Below are 15,677 nucleotides of genomic sequence, written 5' to 3'. Positions count from 1 at the left end.
GACGGATCGGGCCTCGATCCGCATAATTCCGCTCCTGTTGACGCGCCCGTAGCTCAGTTGGATAGAGTACCTGGCTACGAACCAGGCGGTCGGGAGTTCGAATCTCTCCGGGCGCACCATCAACAGGCTGACAGCTCCGCCGCTGTCTTCAGTAGTACAACGTGATGTAAATGCGCCCGTAGCTCAGTTGGATAGAGTACCTGGCTACGAACCAGGCGGTCGGGAGTTCGAATCTCTCCGGGCGCACCATTACATTCACGTACAATTTGACGATGCACATGCGCCCGTAGCTCAGTTGGATAGAGTACCTGGCTACGAACCAGGCGGTCGGGAGTTCGAATCTCTCCGGGCGCACCATCGCATCGCAAAAGAACGGCAGCCATCGGCTGCTGTTTTTTTTTGCGCTTTGGGATTTCGGCGAACAGCCGGTGGTCACTGGCCTCCCTGTTTGGGCGTACCGGGGTGGGTTTGCGGGACACGCCGTGAACCCATCCATGGGGGCTCGTCAAAAACATCCATGTTTTTGACGGTCCCGCAAACCCACCCCGGCACGCCCCAGACAATTGGCCGGTGGCCATGGGAAATGCCGAATCAACGGCAATGTCGATCCGGGATCATGCGTTACCGAATGATGGGGACTTCACGGCCGTCGTCTGTCGACCGACGCTACCGGGCCGCGCGCGTTTGATTTTTGTTGGCCACCGACGATCTATCGATGGCGGTTCGGGATGGGCTGGAGGGGGCATGAGCCGCATGGATGCGGCGACTGAGGCTACACGGACGTACTTGCGCCGTCCCCCGGAACGCCCGTCCCGAGCCGCCAAATCAGGGAACCGATGACCACCGGCTTTTCGCACAGATCCAACAGGAGACGGGCGAAGCCCGGCCGCACGCAATGCGTGCAATCAAGCATCAACCCGCGCGCGCAGCCACCGCTGCTGCCATCGCCAGGCGATCTGCTTCGACAGGAAGCTGCGGGCTTGGGCAGCGGTCGCCGGCGTGCGCATCGTGCGCGAGCCAGTCGTCCACTACCCCACCCAGCAGATCCAGCCGCAGTGGCAACGTGATGTGGTCTTCGCCGCGCAGTTCGATGTAGTGCACGCGGTCACTGGCCGCAGCCAGTCTGCGGCCCTGGTCCACGCGCACGTGGGCATCGTTTTGGCCGTGCATCAGCAACACACAGGCGCGGGTGTCGGCCACTGCGCGGGCCACGTCCACCTGGTCCAGGTCGAGGTCCAGGCGCTGGCTGGCGGCGGCGATCACCGCGTTGATGTCCTGGCTGCCATAGCGCCAGCGACCGTACGCTGCCATCGCCTGCGCCTTCCATGCAGTGGGCTGCAGCGACATCAGGTGCGGGATCATGCTGCGGATTGCATCACCGGCATTGGCGAAGGACTCCATCGCCACCACACCCGTGACGCGGTCACCCAGCTTGTCCGCGGTAAACAGCGCCGTGGCTGCACCGTATGAAACGCCGAACAGATACAGCGGCCCCTGCACTTCGCCCTTGGCCTGCAGCGCGTCGATCACATCGACCACGTCGTCCGATTCGAACGTGCCGTAACCCGACGGACCCGCACCCGAATGCCCATGGTTGCGCAGGTCGATGGTGACCACCCGGTAGCCACTCTGCGCCAACTGCAGCGACCACGGCAACATCGAATCACCGTTCATCATCCAGCCGTGCAGCAACACCACCGTGCCGCGCGGCGCCTGCGGCTGGAACGGGGTGGGCAGGCTCAGCTGCAGACCGGTCTGCAGTGGCTGACCGTTCTCGTGCGCCTGCGCGAGGTACCGGTACTGCACGCCGTACTGGCCCGGGTCAAAGGCGCGCCAGAAGATCGGAATGCCAGCACGGCTGGTGACCTCACCGTGCCGGTTCGGCACGCTGTCCACCGCGGCGGTGATGCGCGGCATGTCCAGCAGCGTTGACACGCCACCCGGCGCGATCAGGCGGTCGCTGAGCGAGGTGGACGAGGCCGAAGTATCGATGGAGGTACAGGCCGCCAGCCACAGGCCGGCTCCGGCCAGCAAGGGCAGCAGGAGGCGCTTCATGGGGGTGTAGATGCATCGCGAGGGCCGGCCAGAGTACGGCGCTGCGGCCGGGCGCTCTACCGCAGTTCGATGACGGATCGATGACAAAGCGGGAATTGTTCATGCTGGCGCGATGCCGCGCCATCACAACCACTGCGCCATCTGCGACCACCAGGCCTCCATGTGCCCCGGCTCGCGCAGGCGCTCGCGCCACCAGCGCAGCGCCGCGCCCTCCTCGCCGGTGCGCCAGGCCAGCCAGAAGGTCTCGTCCGGCTTGGGCTCCTCCACCTCGCGCACCACCAGCCGGCCCTGTGCCACCGCCGCCTGCACATACGGCTCGGGCAGGAAGCCAAAACCCAGTCCGGCGCACTGCAACCGGAACTTGCTCAGCATGTCCGGCACGGTCACCGTCTCCTGCCCCATCAGCAGACCCACCGTGCGCGGCAGCAGGCGACGCGCGGAATCGGCCACGGCAATCGCGCAGTGCTCGGCCAGCGCATCGCGCCCGAGCGGCCCGGAAACCTCCGCCAATGGGTGCGACGGAGCCACCGCGAACACGAACCGCACCACCCCCAGCGCTTCGACCACATAGCCCCCGCCACTAGGGCCCTCGCCCGCCGCCCCCACCAGCAGGTCGGCGCGACGGTCCAGCAATGCCTCCCAGGTACCGGACAGCGCCTCACTGATCAGCCGCACCCGGGTCTGCTCGGCCACCGCACTGAAATCAGCGATGTCCTGCGCCAGCAGGGCCGGCTGGAACATCGAATCCACCGCCAACGTCAGCTCCGCCTCCCAGCCCGAGGCCACCCGGCGTACCCGTAGTTCCAGTTCGCGCGCCGCCCGCAGCAGGTGCCGGCCCTCCTCCAGCAGCGCCTGCCCGGCCTCGGTCAGGTCGGCGCGCGGCCCGACCCGATCAAACAACTGCACGCCCAGGTCCTGTTCCAGCTTGGAAACGGTGTAGGAAATCGTGGACGGCACCTTGTGCAGCGCCTTGCCGGCGGCCGCGAACGAACCACGGCGGTCAATGGCATCCAGAATCTGCAGGGCATCGAGGCTGAGCTTGAGCATTCGAAATTTTCGATGATGGCTTGCAAAACTATCCGTTTTTCAAACCCGGAGTGCAAGCGGATACTGGCCGCAACAGAAAAGGGACGGGGTCAACCCGCCCCGGACCATCATCGAAACAGTCGAACACCCAGGAGAACATCATGCTGCAGATCCGCAAGAGCAACACCCGTGGCCAGGCCAACCATGGCTGGCTGAACTCCCAGCACACCTTCTCGTTCGCCAACTACTACGACCCGCGCTACACCAGCTTCGGCCCGCTGCGGGTGATCAACGAAGACAAGGTCATCGGCGGCCAGGGCTTCGGCACCCACAGCCACAGCAACATGGAGATCGTCTCCTACGTGCTGGGCGGCGCGCTGGAGCACAAGGACTCGATGGGCACCGGCTCGGTGCTGCGCTACGGCGACGTGCAGCGCATGAGCGCGGGCAGCGGGGTCAGCCACAGTGAGTTCAACCACTCGGCCGACGAAACCTTGCACTTCCTGCAGATCTGGCTGTTCCCGGAGGTCGAGGGTATTCCGCCGAGCTACGAGGAGACCCACTTCACGCCCGAGAGCAAGCGCGGCCAGTTGCGCCTGATCGTGTCCGAGGACGGCCGCGATGGTTCGTTGAAGATCCATCAGAACGCGCGCATCTATGCGGGGCTGTTTGATGGCGACGAGCAGGCCAGGCTGGAACTGGCTCCGGGTCGCGGCAGCTATGTGCAGGTGGCGCGTGGGCAGGTGAAGGTCAACGGCATCACGTTGGATACCGGCGATGCGCTGCAGATCCGCGATGAGGCGCAGGTGACGATTGAGAACGGACGCGATGCCGAGGTGCTGGTGTTTGATCTGGCGGTGTAACGGGCGCGAAAACCGCAGACAACAAAAAAGCCCCTGTTTCCAGGGGCTTTTCTGTAACTCTGGCGGAGTGGGAGGGATTCGAACCCTCGATAGAGTTTTTGGCCCTATACTCCCTTAGCAGGGGAGCCCCTTCAGCCACTCGGGCACCACTCCAGAAATCTGGCTTACCTCGCTGCGGTGTTACGTCTCAGCGGGGGCGTGAAGAATAACGTTAATCACACCCCAAGGTAAAGCCTTAATTCGAAGAATCTTCGCCGCCGGGTACATTCGGCTGGTCGCCGCGCTGGATGCGCTCGTAGATTTCTTCGCGGTGCACGGCCACATCCTTCGGAGCGGTGATACCGATACGCACCTGATTGCCCTTGACGCCGAGCACGGTGACGCTGACGTCATCGCCGATCTTCAGGGTTTCGCCAACACGGCGAGTCAGGATCAACATTGTTTTTTAGTCTCCAAGAACCGGTGGTTTTTCCCACCGGTTTGACGTCCAGCCAAGGAACGCCACGACAAAGGGAAAAGGATTAGCCATATTACCGTCTGGCCTCCCGCCCCATCAAGGAGCGGAGGCTTCAGAATGTTCAGATACGAGGGGTCACCCAGTCAACGACCCCGGCAAGGGCCGAGGCAAGGGCGGGCCCGTCCTCACCACCACCCTGGGCGAGGTCCGGGCGGCCGCCGCCCTTGCCCCCTATCTGACCGGCGATGTGGGACAACAGTTCCCCGGCCTTGACCTTGCCCATTGCGCTGCCGTTCACACCGGCAACAAGTGAGACCTTGCCGTCCTGGGCACCGGCCAAGACGATGACGGTATTGACCAGTTGCTGCTTCAGGCGGTCCATCGCGTCGCGCAGGGCCTTGGCGTCGAAGCCTTCCAGGCGCACGGCCAGGATCTTCACACCGTTCACCTCCACGGCCGAGCCGCCGAGGTCGGCAGTGGCTCCGGCGGCCTGCTTGGCCTTCAGGGCCTCCAGTTCGCGTTCCAGCTTCTTCTGGCGCTCGCCCAACTGGCGGATCTTCTCGATCACGTCGCTGGCGGCACCGCCCAGCAGCGTGGCGGCCTCGGCCAGCTGTGCTTCTTCATGACTGACGTAGTCCAGCGCGCCCTGCCCGGTCACCGCCTCGATGCGGCGCACGCCCGAGGACACACCGCCTTCGGAGGTGATCTTGAACAGGCCGATGTCGCCGGTACGGCCGACGTGTGTACCCCCACAGAGTTCGGTGGAGTAATCGCCCATCTTCAGCACGCGCACGTTTTCGCCGTACTTTTCGCCGAACAGTGCCATCGCACCGAAGTCCAGGGCTTCCTGCATGCCCATGTTGTGCACTTCGGCGGCGTTGTTGGCGCGGACCTGCTCGTTGACCTTGCGCTCGATTACGGCCAGTTCTTCCGGGGTGATCGGCTGGAAGTGCGAGAAGTCGAAGCGCAGGCGGTCCGGCGCGACCAGCGAGCCCTTCTGCTGCACATGGGTGCCCAGCACTTCGCGCAGCGCGGCATGCAGCAGATGGGTGGCCGAGTGGTTCAGGATGGTGGCCCCACGGCGTGCGCTGTCGACCTGAGCGCTGAGCACGTCGCCGACCTTCAGCGAACCGCTGGCGATCTGGCCGACGTGGCCATGGAACTGGCCCGCGAACTTCTGGGTGTCGGTCACCGGCAGCTGCACACCGTTGCCGGCGAGCGTACCGGTATCACCGACCTGGCCACCGGATTCGGCATAGAACGGGGTCTGGTCGGTGAAGACGATCACGTCATCACCGGCTTGGGCGCTGTCCACGGCGCGGCCGTCCTTGAGCAGGGCGACCACGGTCAGGCCCTCGGCCTGCAAACGGTCGTAGCCCAGGAATACGGTCGGCTTGAGGGTGGCCACCAGCTCGGCCGACAGCGTCACGCCGCCACCGAACTTGCCGCCCTTGCGGCCGTCTTCGCGTTGCTTTTCCATGGCGGCATCGAAGCCGGCAATGTCAACGACCAGGTCGCGCTCGCGCGCGATGTCCTGGGTGAGGTCGAGCGGGAAGCCGTAGGTGTCGTACAGGCGGAACGCATCGACGCCCGGAATGACGCCATCGGTCACCTGGGCGGCGACGTCGTCGAAAATCTTCATGCCCGAATCGAGGGTCTGCGCGAAGCGCTCCTCTTCGGCCTGCAGGGCACGCACCACGGTGTCGGCCTGGGCCGGCAGTTCCGGATAGGCTTCACCCATCTGCTCGACCAGGGTCGGCACCAGCTTGCTGAAGAACGGCTGGCGCACGCCCAGCATCCAGCCGTGGCGCAGGGCGCGACGGATGATCCGACGCAGCACATAGCCGCGGCCTTCGTTGGACGGCAGCACGCCGTCCACGATCAGGAACGAGCAGGCGCGGATGTGGTCGGCGATGACGCGCAGCGACTTGTTTTCCAGATCGGCCATGCCGGTCAGTTCGCTGGCCTTGCGGATCAGCGCCTGGAACAGGTCGATCTCATAATTGGTGTGCACGTGCTGCAGGATCGCGGTCAGGCGCTCCAGGCCCATGCCGGTGTCCACGCACGGAGCCGGCAGCGGCACCAGGGTGCCGTCGGGCTGGCGGTCGAACTGCATGAAAACCAGGTTCCAGATCTCGATGAAGCGGTCGCCGTCTTCATCGGGCGAGCCCGGCGGGCCACCGGCGATGTGGTCGCCGTGGTCATAGAAGATCTCGGTGCATGGACCGCACGGGCCGGTGTCGGCCATCTGCCAGAAGTTGTCCGACGCAAACGGCGCACCCTTGTTGTCGCCGATGCGCACGATGCGCTCTTCCGGAATACCGACCATGTCGCGCCACAGCGCATAGGCCTCGTCGTCGGTCTGGTAGACGGTGACCAGCAGGCGCTCGGCCGGCAGCTTCCAGACCTGGGTGAGCAGTTCCCAGGCCCAGGCAATGGCGTCCTTCTTGAAGTAGTCGCCGAACGACCAGTTGCCCAGCATTTCAAAGAAGGTGTGGTGACGGGCGGTGTAGCCGACCTGGTCCAGGTCGTTGTGCTTGCCGCCGGCGCGCAGGCAGCGCTGCACGTCGGCCGCGCGCACGTAGCTGCGCTTTTCCGCGCCAAGGAACACGTCCTTGAACTGCACCATGCCGGAATTGGTGAACATCAGGGTCGGGTCGTTGCCCGGCACCAGCGGTGCCGACGGCACGATGGTGTGGCCCTTGCCCTTGAAGAACTCAAGGAAGTCGCTGCGGATCTGGGAGGTGGTGAATTTGGCGGATGCGGTCATGGTGGGGCTGGCTGTGTGCGGGCCGGTCGGTCCCTGGCAACTGCCGGACCGCCGAAACCACCAAGGGTATCAGGCCCGGAGGCCATACGCGTAGCGACGCGCCCTGCGCGTCAACCCAGCCCCTCAATCCTCGATGTCGTACCGTGTCGCCCGCCGGATCGAATCCCCATCGAACCCCCGCCGGGCCAACAGATCCGCCGCCTTGCGCCGCTGCGGCAGGTCCTGTGGACCCGACTCGCCGAACCGGCGGCGGACCAGGTCCCGGGCATTCTCGGTCCAGTCGCCCTCAAAGGTCTCCATGGCAGCCGCGACCTGGCTGCTGTCCAGCCCATGCGTACCCAGCTCGGCGCGGATGTGAATCGGCCCATAGCCGGTATTGGCACGCATCCGCACCAGGTTTTCGGCAAAACGGGTGTCGTCCTGCCAACCGGCCTCGGTCAGCTTGCTGACTGCCGCTTCGGCGTCGTCGGTTTCAATGCCCCGCGCGGTGAGCTTGCGGGTGAGTTCCTTGCGCGAATGCTCACGGCGGACCAGCAGCCCCAGCGCCCGCTGGACGGGAGTCTGTTCACGAACGCGGCGCTTCTTGCGGCCGCCTTCCGGGCTGTCGGCATCGTGCATTACGGTCTCACACAGGGGAAAACTGCGGGGCAGCGCCAGCGTCACTGACGGCGCCGCCCTGCCCCGCAGGAAAACTTACTCGTCGTCACCTTCGTCGTCGCCCTGCTCGCGGGCGGCTTCGGCCGGCTGGAACTTCTCGCGCAGCTCGGCTTCCAGGCGCTGGGCTACCTGCGGGTTGTCGCGCAGGTAGCCGCGGGCGTTGTCCTTGCCCTGGCCGATGCGTTCTTCACCGTAGCTGTACCAGGCACCGGCCTTCTCGACCAGCTTGGCTTCCACGCCCATGTCGATCAGTTCGCCTTCGCGGCTGATGCCTTCGCCGTACAGGATCTCGGTGATGACCTGCTTGAACGGCGGAGCCAGCTTGTTCTTGACGACCTTGATCTTGGTCTGGTTACCGATGATTTCATCGCCCTTCTTGATCGCACCGATGCGGCGGATGTCGAGGCGGACCGAGGCGTAGAACTTCAGCGCGTTGCCACCGGTGGTGGTTTCCGGGCTCTGGCCCGGCATCATCACGCCGATCTTCATGCGCAGCTGGTTGATGAAGACCACCAGGGTGTTGGAGCGCTTGATGTTGCCGGTGAGCTTGCGCAGCGCCTGGCTCATCAGACGAGCCTGCAGGCCCGGCAGCTGATCGCCCATTTCGCCTTCGATTTCGGCCTTCGGGGTGAGCGCCGCGACCGAGTCGATAACCACGATGTCGATCGAACCGGAACGGACCAGCATGTCGGCGATTTCCAGCGCCTGCTCACCGGTATCCGGCTGCGACAGCAGCAGGTCGTCCACGTTCACGCCCAGCTTGGCGGCGTAGATCGGGTCCAGTGCGTGCTCGGCGTCGATGAAGGCGGCGGTACCGCCCTTCTTCTGGCATTCGGCAATCGCCTGCAGGGTCAGGGTGGTCTTGCCCGAGGACTCCGGGCCGTAGATTTCCACGACACGGCCCTTCGGCAGACCGCCAATGCCCAGTGCGATGTCGAGCATCAGCGAACCGGTCGGGATGATCTCGACGGCTTCGATGACGCGATCGCCCATGCGCATGACCGAGCCCTTGCCGAACTGCTTTTCGATCTGGCTCAGGGCGGCGGTGAGGGCGCGCTTCTTGTTCTCGTCCATCGGAGGGGTCCTTGCAGAGGTCATGTCGTTGGAAGGGGTGTCTTTAGTAGATTTCTTGGCCACGGGGTCACTTTAAGGTTGGCGTATCGCACAGGCTGAGATTCTGCCGGGCGTTCGGAAAAAAATTATCGGACATCCGTACCAACCTCAGCCAAATCAGAGAATCGCCACAAAAGACCGCGCGTTTGGAGCATGGAAGGATCAGCGATTGGGGCGTAACAGTCCGCAGTACAGCCCTTCGATGGCGAAATCCTGGTCGGGCAGGACTTCGATCGGTTTGTAGTCGGGGTTGCGGGGCAGCAACCGGATGCGGTCTTTGCCCATCTTCAGCAGCTTGACGGTGATCTCGTCATCGATGCGGGCCACCACGATCTGCCCGGAGCGGGCATCACGGGTGCGGTGCACGCCGATCAGGTCGCCGTCGAAGATGCCTTCATCGATCATCGAGTCGCCCTGCACTTTCAGCAGGTAGTCCGGCGCGGGCGAGAAGAACACCCGGTCCAGGACCACGAAATCATCCGAGCCGATATCCGCGCCGATAGGCAGACCGGCGGCGACCCGGCCCAGCACCGGCAGCCGCAGCACACCGTCCGGCAGCGCCGGGGTGGGCAGTGAATCGGGCAGGCCCTCCTGCAGCGGCGGGGCCTGGACCAGCCGGATGCCACGGGCCTGGCCGGGAATGCGGCGAATCGCCCCGGCCTGTTCCAGCGCCTCCAGGTGGTACTGCGCGGCGCGCACGCCCTTGAAGCCGAACGCGCGGGCGATTTCCGTCTGCGACGGCGGCGCGCCGTCGGTCTCGATACGCTCGGCGATCAACTGCAGGATCGCCTGCTGGGTGTCGGTGAGTTCCATGGTTAGTAGTATTACTACTAACGACAGAGGTGCGCAAGTGCACCGAACAAAAAAGCGAAAAGAGACACCGGCACCGCGAGGACACGCATGGCGTGTCCCTACCGATTCCGCAGAATCGACACCAGAATCCATACCCCGCAGAACCCGGCCCCGATGAACCCGGCCACGCCCAGCGCCAGCAGCCAGCGGCTGGAGATCCCACCCACGCTGTGCATGACAATCGACGACCCGATGATCAGCGCCGCAGTGACAATCCCCACCACCAGCCGGTTCGCGGCCCGATTCACCTGCTCGCCAAAACCCTCCAGCGCATGCGTTTCCACCTTCAGTTGCAGCCGCCCGCGCCGGGCCATCTGCAGCAGCCGGCGCACGTCGCGCGGCAGGTCGCCGACCAGGTCCAGCGCCCCCATCAGGCTGCGCCGGCCACGCTTGAGCAGGGCCGAGGGCGCGTAGCGCTGCAGCATCACCCGTTCCAGATACGGCCGCGCGGCGCTGGCCATGTCGAACTGCGGGTCCAGCTGCCGGCCCATCCCCTCCAGGGTGAGGAAGGTCTTGATCATCAGCGCGAGGTCAGCCGGCAGGGTCAGCGAGTATTGGCGCAGCAGCTGGGTGATGTTGCCCAGCATCAGGCCCATATGCAGGTCCTTCAGCGGCACGCCCCGGTACTGGTCGACGAACACGCTGATGTCCTGCTGCAGGCGCGACTCGTCCACGTCCACGCCGCCGGACCAGTCCAGCAGGATGTCGGCGACCGCTTCCGGCTCCTGGTTGACCAATCCATGCAGCAGCTGCGCGACCTGGAAACGGCGCTGTTCGGAGATGGCCCCGACCATGCCGAAGTCGATCACCCCGATGCGGCCATCGCGCAGGTAGATGATGTTGCCGGGGTGCGGATCGGCGTGGAAGCACCCATCCTCCAGCACCATCTTCAGCACGATCCGCGCACCGGTGCGGGCCAGCTGCACGCGGTCCAGCCCGGCGGCATCCACAGCGGAAAGGTCACGGCCCGGAATGCCGTCGACGAAATCCTGGACGTTGAGGCTTTCGCAGGTCCACTGCCAATGCACGCGCGGAATCAGGATGTCCTTGCGGCCCTGGAAATTGCGCGCGATGCGCTCGGCATTGCGGCACTCGGCGGCGAAGTCGAGCTCGCGGCGCAGCGACACCTGGAACTGCTGCACCACTTCAGCGGGTCGATAGCGCTGCAGATCGGGCAGCCGCGCCTCGACGATCTCGGCAAGCCGTGCCAGCAGGCGCAGGTCGGCCTCGATCACGTCGCGGATGCCTGGGCGGCGGATCTTAAGGACCACTTCACTGCCGTCCTGCAGCCGCGCGCGGTGCGCCTGGGCCAGCGAGGCGGCGGCCATCGGCATCACGTCCAACCAGGCGAACACCTGTTCGGGTGGCGCACCGAGGTCGGCTTCCAGCTGCCCGCGCACCTGGTCAAACGGCAGCGCCGGCACCGCGTTCTGCAGTTCGGAGAATTCGGCGATCCAGTCCGGCGGGAACAGGTCGACGCGGGTCGCGAGCACCTGGCCAAGTTTGACGAAGGTCGGCCCCAGGTCTTCCATGGCCCGGCGCACACGCACCGGCGCGGTCATGCGCAGCATGTGCTGGGTGTCGTTCCAGTGCAGCAGGCGGCCGGCGCGCTCCAGCACGTCGGCCAGACCGATGCGGCGCACCAGGTCGCCGAAGCCATAGCGGATCAGGACCGAAGCGATTTCCTGCAGTCGCCCCAGGTCACGGACGGTTCCCAGTGTTTCCCACATCGCCACGCGCTCCGTTGCCTACACCCGCCCAGCATGTCACACCGGCGCGAAGATTCCGGTAAGCGCCTGCTGTACGGTCTGTCGGCGAATGGCATCACGGTCGCCGTCGAACTGGAACAGCTGCGCGCGGGCGTAGCCGCCGCGCTGCTTCCACGCGATCCAGACACTGCCGACCGGCTTGTCGGCACTGCCGCCGCCGGGCCCGGCGATGCCGGTAACGGCCACGGCGACGCCGGCACCGGAATTGACCAGCGCGCCGGACACCATCTCCATCACGGTTTCGCGACTGACCGCACCGAACTGCTCCAGAGTCTGCGCGCGCACGCCAAGCAGACGCTGCTTGGCCTCGTAGCTGTAGACCACCATGCCGCAGTCGAAGAACGCGGAAGAACCGGCGATGTCGGTCATGGCCTTGGCGATCCAGCCACCACTGCAGCTTTCAGCGGTGACCAGCTGCAGGTTGGCCTGCTGCAGGCGCTCGCCGGTGGCGCGTGCCAGATCAGCCAGATCAGAGTCGGTGGGGACGGTCACGACATCACCATTCGGGCAGCTTCTCGGGCAGCATGGCCTTGATCGGTGCGCCATCGGCGCTGGCGGCGAGCTTCTCGGCTTCGGCGATCGGCAGGTCGACGTCCAACAGCCAGCCCTCCTCGTCCACCTGCTCACCGCGCACCACTTCCAGCTGATGCAGGCGCGAACGCAGACGGCCGGCGCTGGGCGGCAGGCGCAGCTGACCGGTGATGTGCTGCAGGCCCAGCCGCTTGCCGAGCACGCTCTGCAGCAGTTCGAGACCAGTGCCGTCGCGGGCCGACATCCACACCCGTTCGCGGCGCGACGGATCGGGAATGCCGTCCTGGCCGTCGTGGCGCGGCTCGGCCCCGTCGATGCGGTCGATCTTGTTGAACACCAGCAGCTGCGGCAGATCGCCCGCACCGACCGCAGCCAGCACCTCGTCGACCTGGGCAATGCGCTCTTCGCGATGCGGGTCGGCGGCATCCACCACATGCAGCAGGAAGTCGGCCTCACGCGCTTCGGACAGCGTGGAGCGGAACGCCGCCACCAGTTCGTGCGGCAGGTCGCGGACGAAACCGACGGTGTCGGCCAGCACCACATTGCCGCCGGGAATGGCGATACGCCGCACGGTCGGGTCCAGGGTGGCAAACAGCTGGTCGGCCGCGTAAGCCTCGGCACCGGTCAACGCGTTGAACAGGGTCGACTTGCCGGCATTGGTATAGCCAACCAGGGCCACGCGCGGCAGCTCGCTGCGCACGCGCGCACGGCGCATCTGGGTGCGCTGCACTTCCACTTTTTCCAGCCGCTTCTGCAGCTGCTCCACGCGCTTCTGCAGCAGCCGGCGGTCGGTTTCGAGCTGGGTTTCACCTGGGCCGCGCAGGCCGATGGCACCGCCGCGCTGACGCTCCAGGTGGGTCCAGCCGCGCACCAGCCGCGTGGCGAGGTGGCGCAGCTGCGCCAGCTCGACCTGCAGCTTGCCTTCGTGGCTGTGCGCCCGCTGCGCGAAGATGTCCAGGATCAACCCGGTACGGTCGATCACCCGGCGCTCGAGGAAGCGTTCCAGGTTGCGTTCCTGCACCGGGCTCAACGCATGGTTGACCAGGATCAGGTCGGCCCCGGTCGCTTCCGCAGCCGCCTTCACTTCATCGAGCTTGCCGCTGCCGATCAGGATCGACGGATTGGGTCGGTCTATCCGCGCGGTCAACGTGGCCGCAATACTGGCCCCGGCCGAGCGGGCCAGGTCGGTGAATTCTTCCAGCACGTCTTCTTCCAGCTTTCCCGCATGGGGCTGGATCAGGAGCGCGTGTTCGCCCCGCTTGGAACGGTCAAACACGCATCACTCCGGTCTTGCCTGTTTCATTCAACGTCGTCATCGCCCTGGGCACCGTCGGTGCCACCGTCATTGGACTGTACATAGCCGCCACCGGGACCGACCCGTACGTTGCGCGCCGGCACCACGGTGGAAATGGCGTGCTTGTACACCATCTGGCTCACCGTATTGCGCAGCAGAACCACGAACTGGTCGAACGATTCAATCGTGCCCTGCAGTTTGATGCCATTGACCAGATACACCGACACCGGCACGCGCTCGCGCCGCAGTGCATTCAGAAACGGATCCTGCAGCGATTGCCCCTTGGACATTGCACACTCCTCATTATTGTTCTTATTGGGTAGCCCGGCAGCGGTCACGGCCCCGTCGCCCACCGGAATCATTGATGGTACACCGCCCCGAGGGCGTGAAGACATGGTTCAGGTCGCAGTAAATGCACTGACCGCATCGGCCAGGGCTACGGCATCCAGATGGGGGTCGAACCAGCGCGCATCAAGTTCGCCGCGCAGCCAGGTGAGCTGGCGCTTGGCCAGCTGGCGGGTGGCATAGATGCCCTTGTCACGGAACCCGGCGGCCGTGCCCTGCCCGTCCAGGTATTCCCAGGCCTGGCGGTAGCCCACCGCGCGCACCGCCGGCAGGTCCAACGGCGCGGCCACGGCCGCCATCTGCGGCAACGCGCGCAGCGCACGCACCTCATCGAGGAAGCCGTTGGCGAGCATCGCGTCGAAGCGGGTCTCGATGCGCTGATGCAGGGTGCTGCGCTGGCGCGGGGCCAGGATCAGCTTGAGGCAGCGCACCGGCAGCCGGTCCACGCCCGGGCGCTTCTGCCATTCGGAAATCGGGGTGCCGGTCAGCCGGAACACCTCCAGCGCCCGCTGGATGCGCTGCGGGTCGGTGGCGTGAATGCGTGCGGCGGCGGCGGGGTCGACCTGCGCCAGTTCGGCATGCAGCGCGCCCCAACCGCGCACCTCACCCTCTGCGCTGATGGCTGCACGCAGCTCCGGGTCCGCCGCCGGCATCGGCGACAGGCCCTGCAGCAGGGCGCGGAAGTACAGCCCGGTACCACCGGCCAGAATCGGCATGCGACCCCGCGCGACGATGTCGGCCACCACCCGCGCCGCGTCCGCGGCGAACTCGGCAGCGGAATAGGTCTGCCACGGGTCACGCAGGTCGAGCAGATGGTGCGGGGCCTGCGCGCGCTCGTCGGCATCGGGCTTGGCGGAGCCGATATCCAGGCCACGATAGACCAGCGCCGAGTCCACGCTGACGATCTCGCCGCCCAACTGCTGGGCCAGCGCGATGGCCGTGGCGGTCTTGCCCGACGCCGTCGGGCCCATCACGGCAATCGCCAACGGTCGCTGGTCGACGGCCATCAATCCTCGTCCGGCCAGCGCGGCATCGCCGGGGCGGCGGCCACACGCGGAGCCGGCACGGCATCGACGGCGGCCCAGATTTTGAGCGCATCGACCGTGGCAGCCACGTCGTGCACGCGCAGGATCGTCGCGCCGCGCTGGGCGGCGATCAGGTGTGCGGCGACCGAACCGGCCACGCGGTCACGTGGCTGTTCGCGCCCGGTGAGCTCGCCGATGCTGCGCTTGCGCGACAGTCCGGCCAGCATCGGCACGCCCAGCTCCACGAAGCGCTCGGAGCGGGCCAGCAGGGTCATGTTGTGTTCGGTGGTCTTGCCGAAGCCGAAGCCCAGGTCGATGACCAGGTTCTTCTTGGCGATGCCGGCCATTTCCGCCGAGAACATGCGCTCGGCCAGGAAACGATGCACCTCGGCGACCACGTCGTCGTACTGCGGGGTGTCCTGCATGCTGCCCGGCTCGCCCTGCATGTGCATCAGCACCACCGGCACGCCAAGTTCGGCGGCGGCCGCCAGCGCACCGTCCTGACGCAGGGCGTGGATGTCGTTGATCATGCCGGCACCGGCGGCCACGGCCGCACGCATCACCTCGGGTTTGAAGGTGTCCACGCTGAGCGGCACCTGTGTGCGTTCGGCCAACGCCTGGATCACCGGCACGACCCGGCGCAGCTCCTCTTCCACCGACACCGGCGCGGCACCGGGGCGGGTGGATTCCCCGCCGATATCGAGCAGGTCGGCCCCTTCCGCCACCAGCTGCAGGCCATGGGCCACTGCCGCGTCGGTGGTGTCGTGTGCGCCACCGTCGGAGAACGAATCCGGGGTGACATTGACGATGCCCATCACACGCGGGCGATCCAGTCGCAGCACGCGGCCGCCGCAGTCCAGCTGGGGAGAAGTATCGAACATGGGCCATCCACGAAGTACGCCAGCGCATAGTTTACGCCG

At 65.9% G+C, this 15,677-nt stretch carries 14 protein-coding genes and 4 tRNA genes; 4 read left to right on the top strand and 14 right to left on the bottom strand.

Annotated features, from left to right (window positions below; translation table 11 throughout):
* Positions 1-42: 42 nt before the first annotated feature.
* The 3 genes from PDM29_RS14905 to PDM29_RS14895 all read left to right on the top strand — a co-directional run bounded on the left by PDM29_RS14905 (position 43) and on the right by PDM29_RS14895 (position 357).
* Positions 43-119, top strand: a tRNA-Arg gene (locus PDM29_RS14905).
* A gap of 53 nt (positions 120-172) precedes the next feature.
* Positions 173-249: transfer RNA gene (locus tag PDM29_RS14900), tRNA-Arg, on the top strand.
* Between the two features lie 31 nt (positions 250-280).
* Positions 281-357: transfer RNA gene (locus PDM29_RS14895), tRNA-Arg, on the top strand.
* A gap of 555 nt (positions 358-912) precedes the next feature.
* On the opposite strand, the gene PDM29_RS14890 is transcribed toward PDM29_RS14895, so the two are convergent.
* The gene (locus PDM29_RS14890) at positions 913-2,055 is read right to left on the bottom strand and encodes an alpha/beta hydrolase family protein (protein ID WP_311190863.1); all 1,143 of its coding nucleotides are present in this window, start codon (positions 2,053-2,055) and stop codon (positions 913-915) included.
* A 123-nt stretch (positions 2,056-2,178) separates the two neighbouring features.
* Positions 2,179-3,102, bottom strand: coding sequence for a LysR family transcriptional regulator (locus PDM29_RS14885; protein ID WP_311190862.1), 924 nt, complete (start codon positions 3,100-3,102; stop codon positions 2,179-2,181).
* Between the two features lie 140 nt (positions 3,103-3,242).
* Here PDM29_RS14885 and PDM29_RS14880 point away from each other — a divergent pair, with 140 nt between their 5' ends.
* Positions 3,243-3,944: a pirin family protein gene (locus PDM29_RS14880; protein ID WP_311190861.1), complete on the top strand. Its 702-nt coding sequence runs from the start codon at positions 3,243-3,245 to the stop codon at positions 3,942-3,944.
* 60 nt (positions 3,945-4,004) lie between these two features.
* Here PDM29_RS14880 and PDM29_RS14875 read toward each other — a convergent pair.
* The 12 genes from PDM29_RS14875 to folP form a co-directional block, all read right to left on the bottom strand.
* A tRNA-Ser gene (locus tag PDM29_RS14875) sits at positions 4,005-4,097 on the bottom strand.
* Positions 4,098-4,179: 82 nt separating this feature from the next.
* Positions 4,180-4,383 (bottom strand): carbon storage regulator CsrA, encoded by a 204-nt coding sequence (gene csrA, locus PDM29_RS14870; protein ID WP_311190860.1) that lies wholly within the window; start codon positions 4,381-4,383, stop codon positions 4,180-4,182.
* A gap of 139 nt (positions 4,384-4,522) precedes the next feature.
* On the bottom strand, positions 4,523-7,171 hold the full coding sequence (alaS, locus tag PDM29_RS14865) for an alanine--tRNA ligase (protein ID WP_311190859.1): 2,649 nt from the start codon (positions 7,169-7,171) through the stop codon (positions 4,523-4,525).
* Between the two features lie 123 nt (positions 7,172-7,294).
* Positions 7,295-7,789 (bottom strand): recombination regulator RecX, encoded by a 495-nt coding sequence (gene recX, locus PDM29_RS14860; RefSeq protein WP_311190858.1) that lies wholly within the window; start codon positions 7,787-7,789, stop codon positions 7,295-7,297.
* A 75-nt stretch (positions 7,790-7,864) separates the two neighbouring features.
* Positions 7,865-8,902, bottom strand: coding sequence for a recombinase RecA (gene recA / locus PDM29_RS14855; protein WP_311190857.1), 1,038 nt, complete (start codon positions 8,900-8,902; stop codon positions 7,865-7,867).
* A 201-nt stretch (positions 8,903-9,103) separates the two neighbouring features.
* Positions 9,104-9,754: a transcriptional repressor LexA gene (gene lexA, locus PDM29_RS14850; protein WP_125361454.1), complete on the bottom strand. Its 651-nt coding sequence runs from the start codon at positions 9,752-9,754 to the stop codon at positions 9,104-9,106.
* Between the two features lie 98 nt (positions 9,755-9,852).
* On the bottom strand, positions 9,853-11,523 hold the full coding sequence (ubiB, locus tag PDM29_RS14845) for a 2-polyprenylphenol 6-hydroxylase (protein WP_311190856.1): 1,671 nt from the start codon (positions 11,521-11,523) through the stop codon (positions 9,853-9,855).
* 36 nt (positions 11,524-11,559) lie between these two features.
* On the bottom strand, positions 11,560-12,054 hold the full coding sequence (locus PDM29_RS14840) for a CinA family protein (protein WP_311190855.1): 495 nt from the start codon (positions 12,052-12,054) through the stop codon (positions 11,560-11,562).
* Between the two features lie 4 nt (positions 12,055-12,058).
* A complete protein-coding gene (gene hflX, locus PDM29_RS14835) occupies positions 12,059-13,369 on the bottom strand; it encodes a ribosome rescue GTPase HflX (RefSeq protein ID WP_311190854.1) in 1,311 nt (436 codons plus the stop codon).
* A 23-nt stretch (positions 13,370-13,392) separates the two neighbouring features.
* Complete coding sequence (gene hfq, locus PDM29_RS14830) at positions 13,393-13,677, bottom strand: RNA chaperone Hfq (protein ID WP_282294704.1); 285 nt, start codon at positions 13,675-13,677, stop codon at positions 13,393-13,395.
* A 108-nt stretch (positions 13,678-13,785) separates the two neighbouring features.
* Positions 13,786-14,739, bottom strand: a complete 954-nt coding sequence (gene miaA / locus PDM29_RS14825) for a tRNA (adenosine(37)-N6)-dimethylallyltransferase MiaA (RefSeq protein WP_311190853.1) — start codon at positions 14,737-14,739, stop codon at positions 13,786-13,788.
* The gene (folP, locus tag PDM29_RS14820) at positions 14,739-15,638 is read right to left on the bottom strand and encodes a dihydropteroate synthase (protein ID WP_311190852.1); all 900 of its coding nucleotides are present in this window, start codon (positions 15,636-15,638) and stop codon (positions 14,739-14,741) included. Before folP ends, miaA begins: the two co-directional genes overlap by 1 nt.
* Positions 15,639-15,677: the final 39 nt, after the last annotated feature.

The organism is Stenotrophomonas oahuensis, from assembly GCF_031834595.1.
GTDB classification, from domain to species: Bacteria; Pseudomonadota; Gammaproteobacteria; order Xanthomonadales; family Xanthomonadaceae; genus Stenotrophomonas; species Stenotrophomonas oahuensis.
This window is presented reverse-complemented; position numbering and strand designations above follow the sequence as displayed.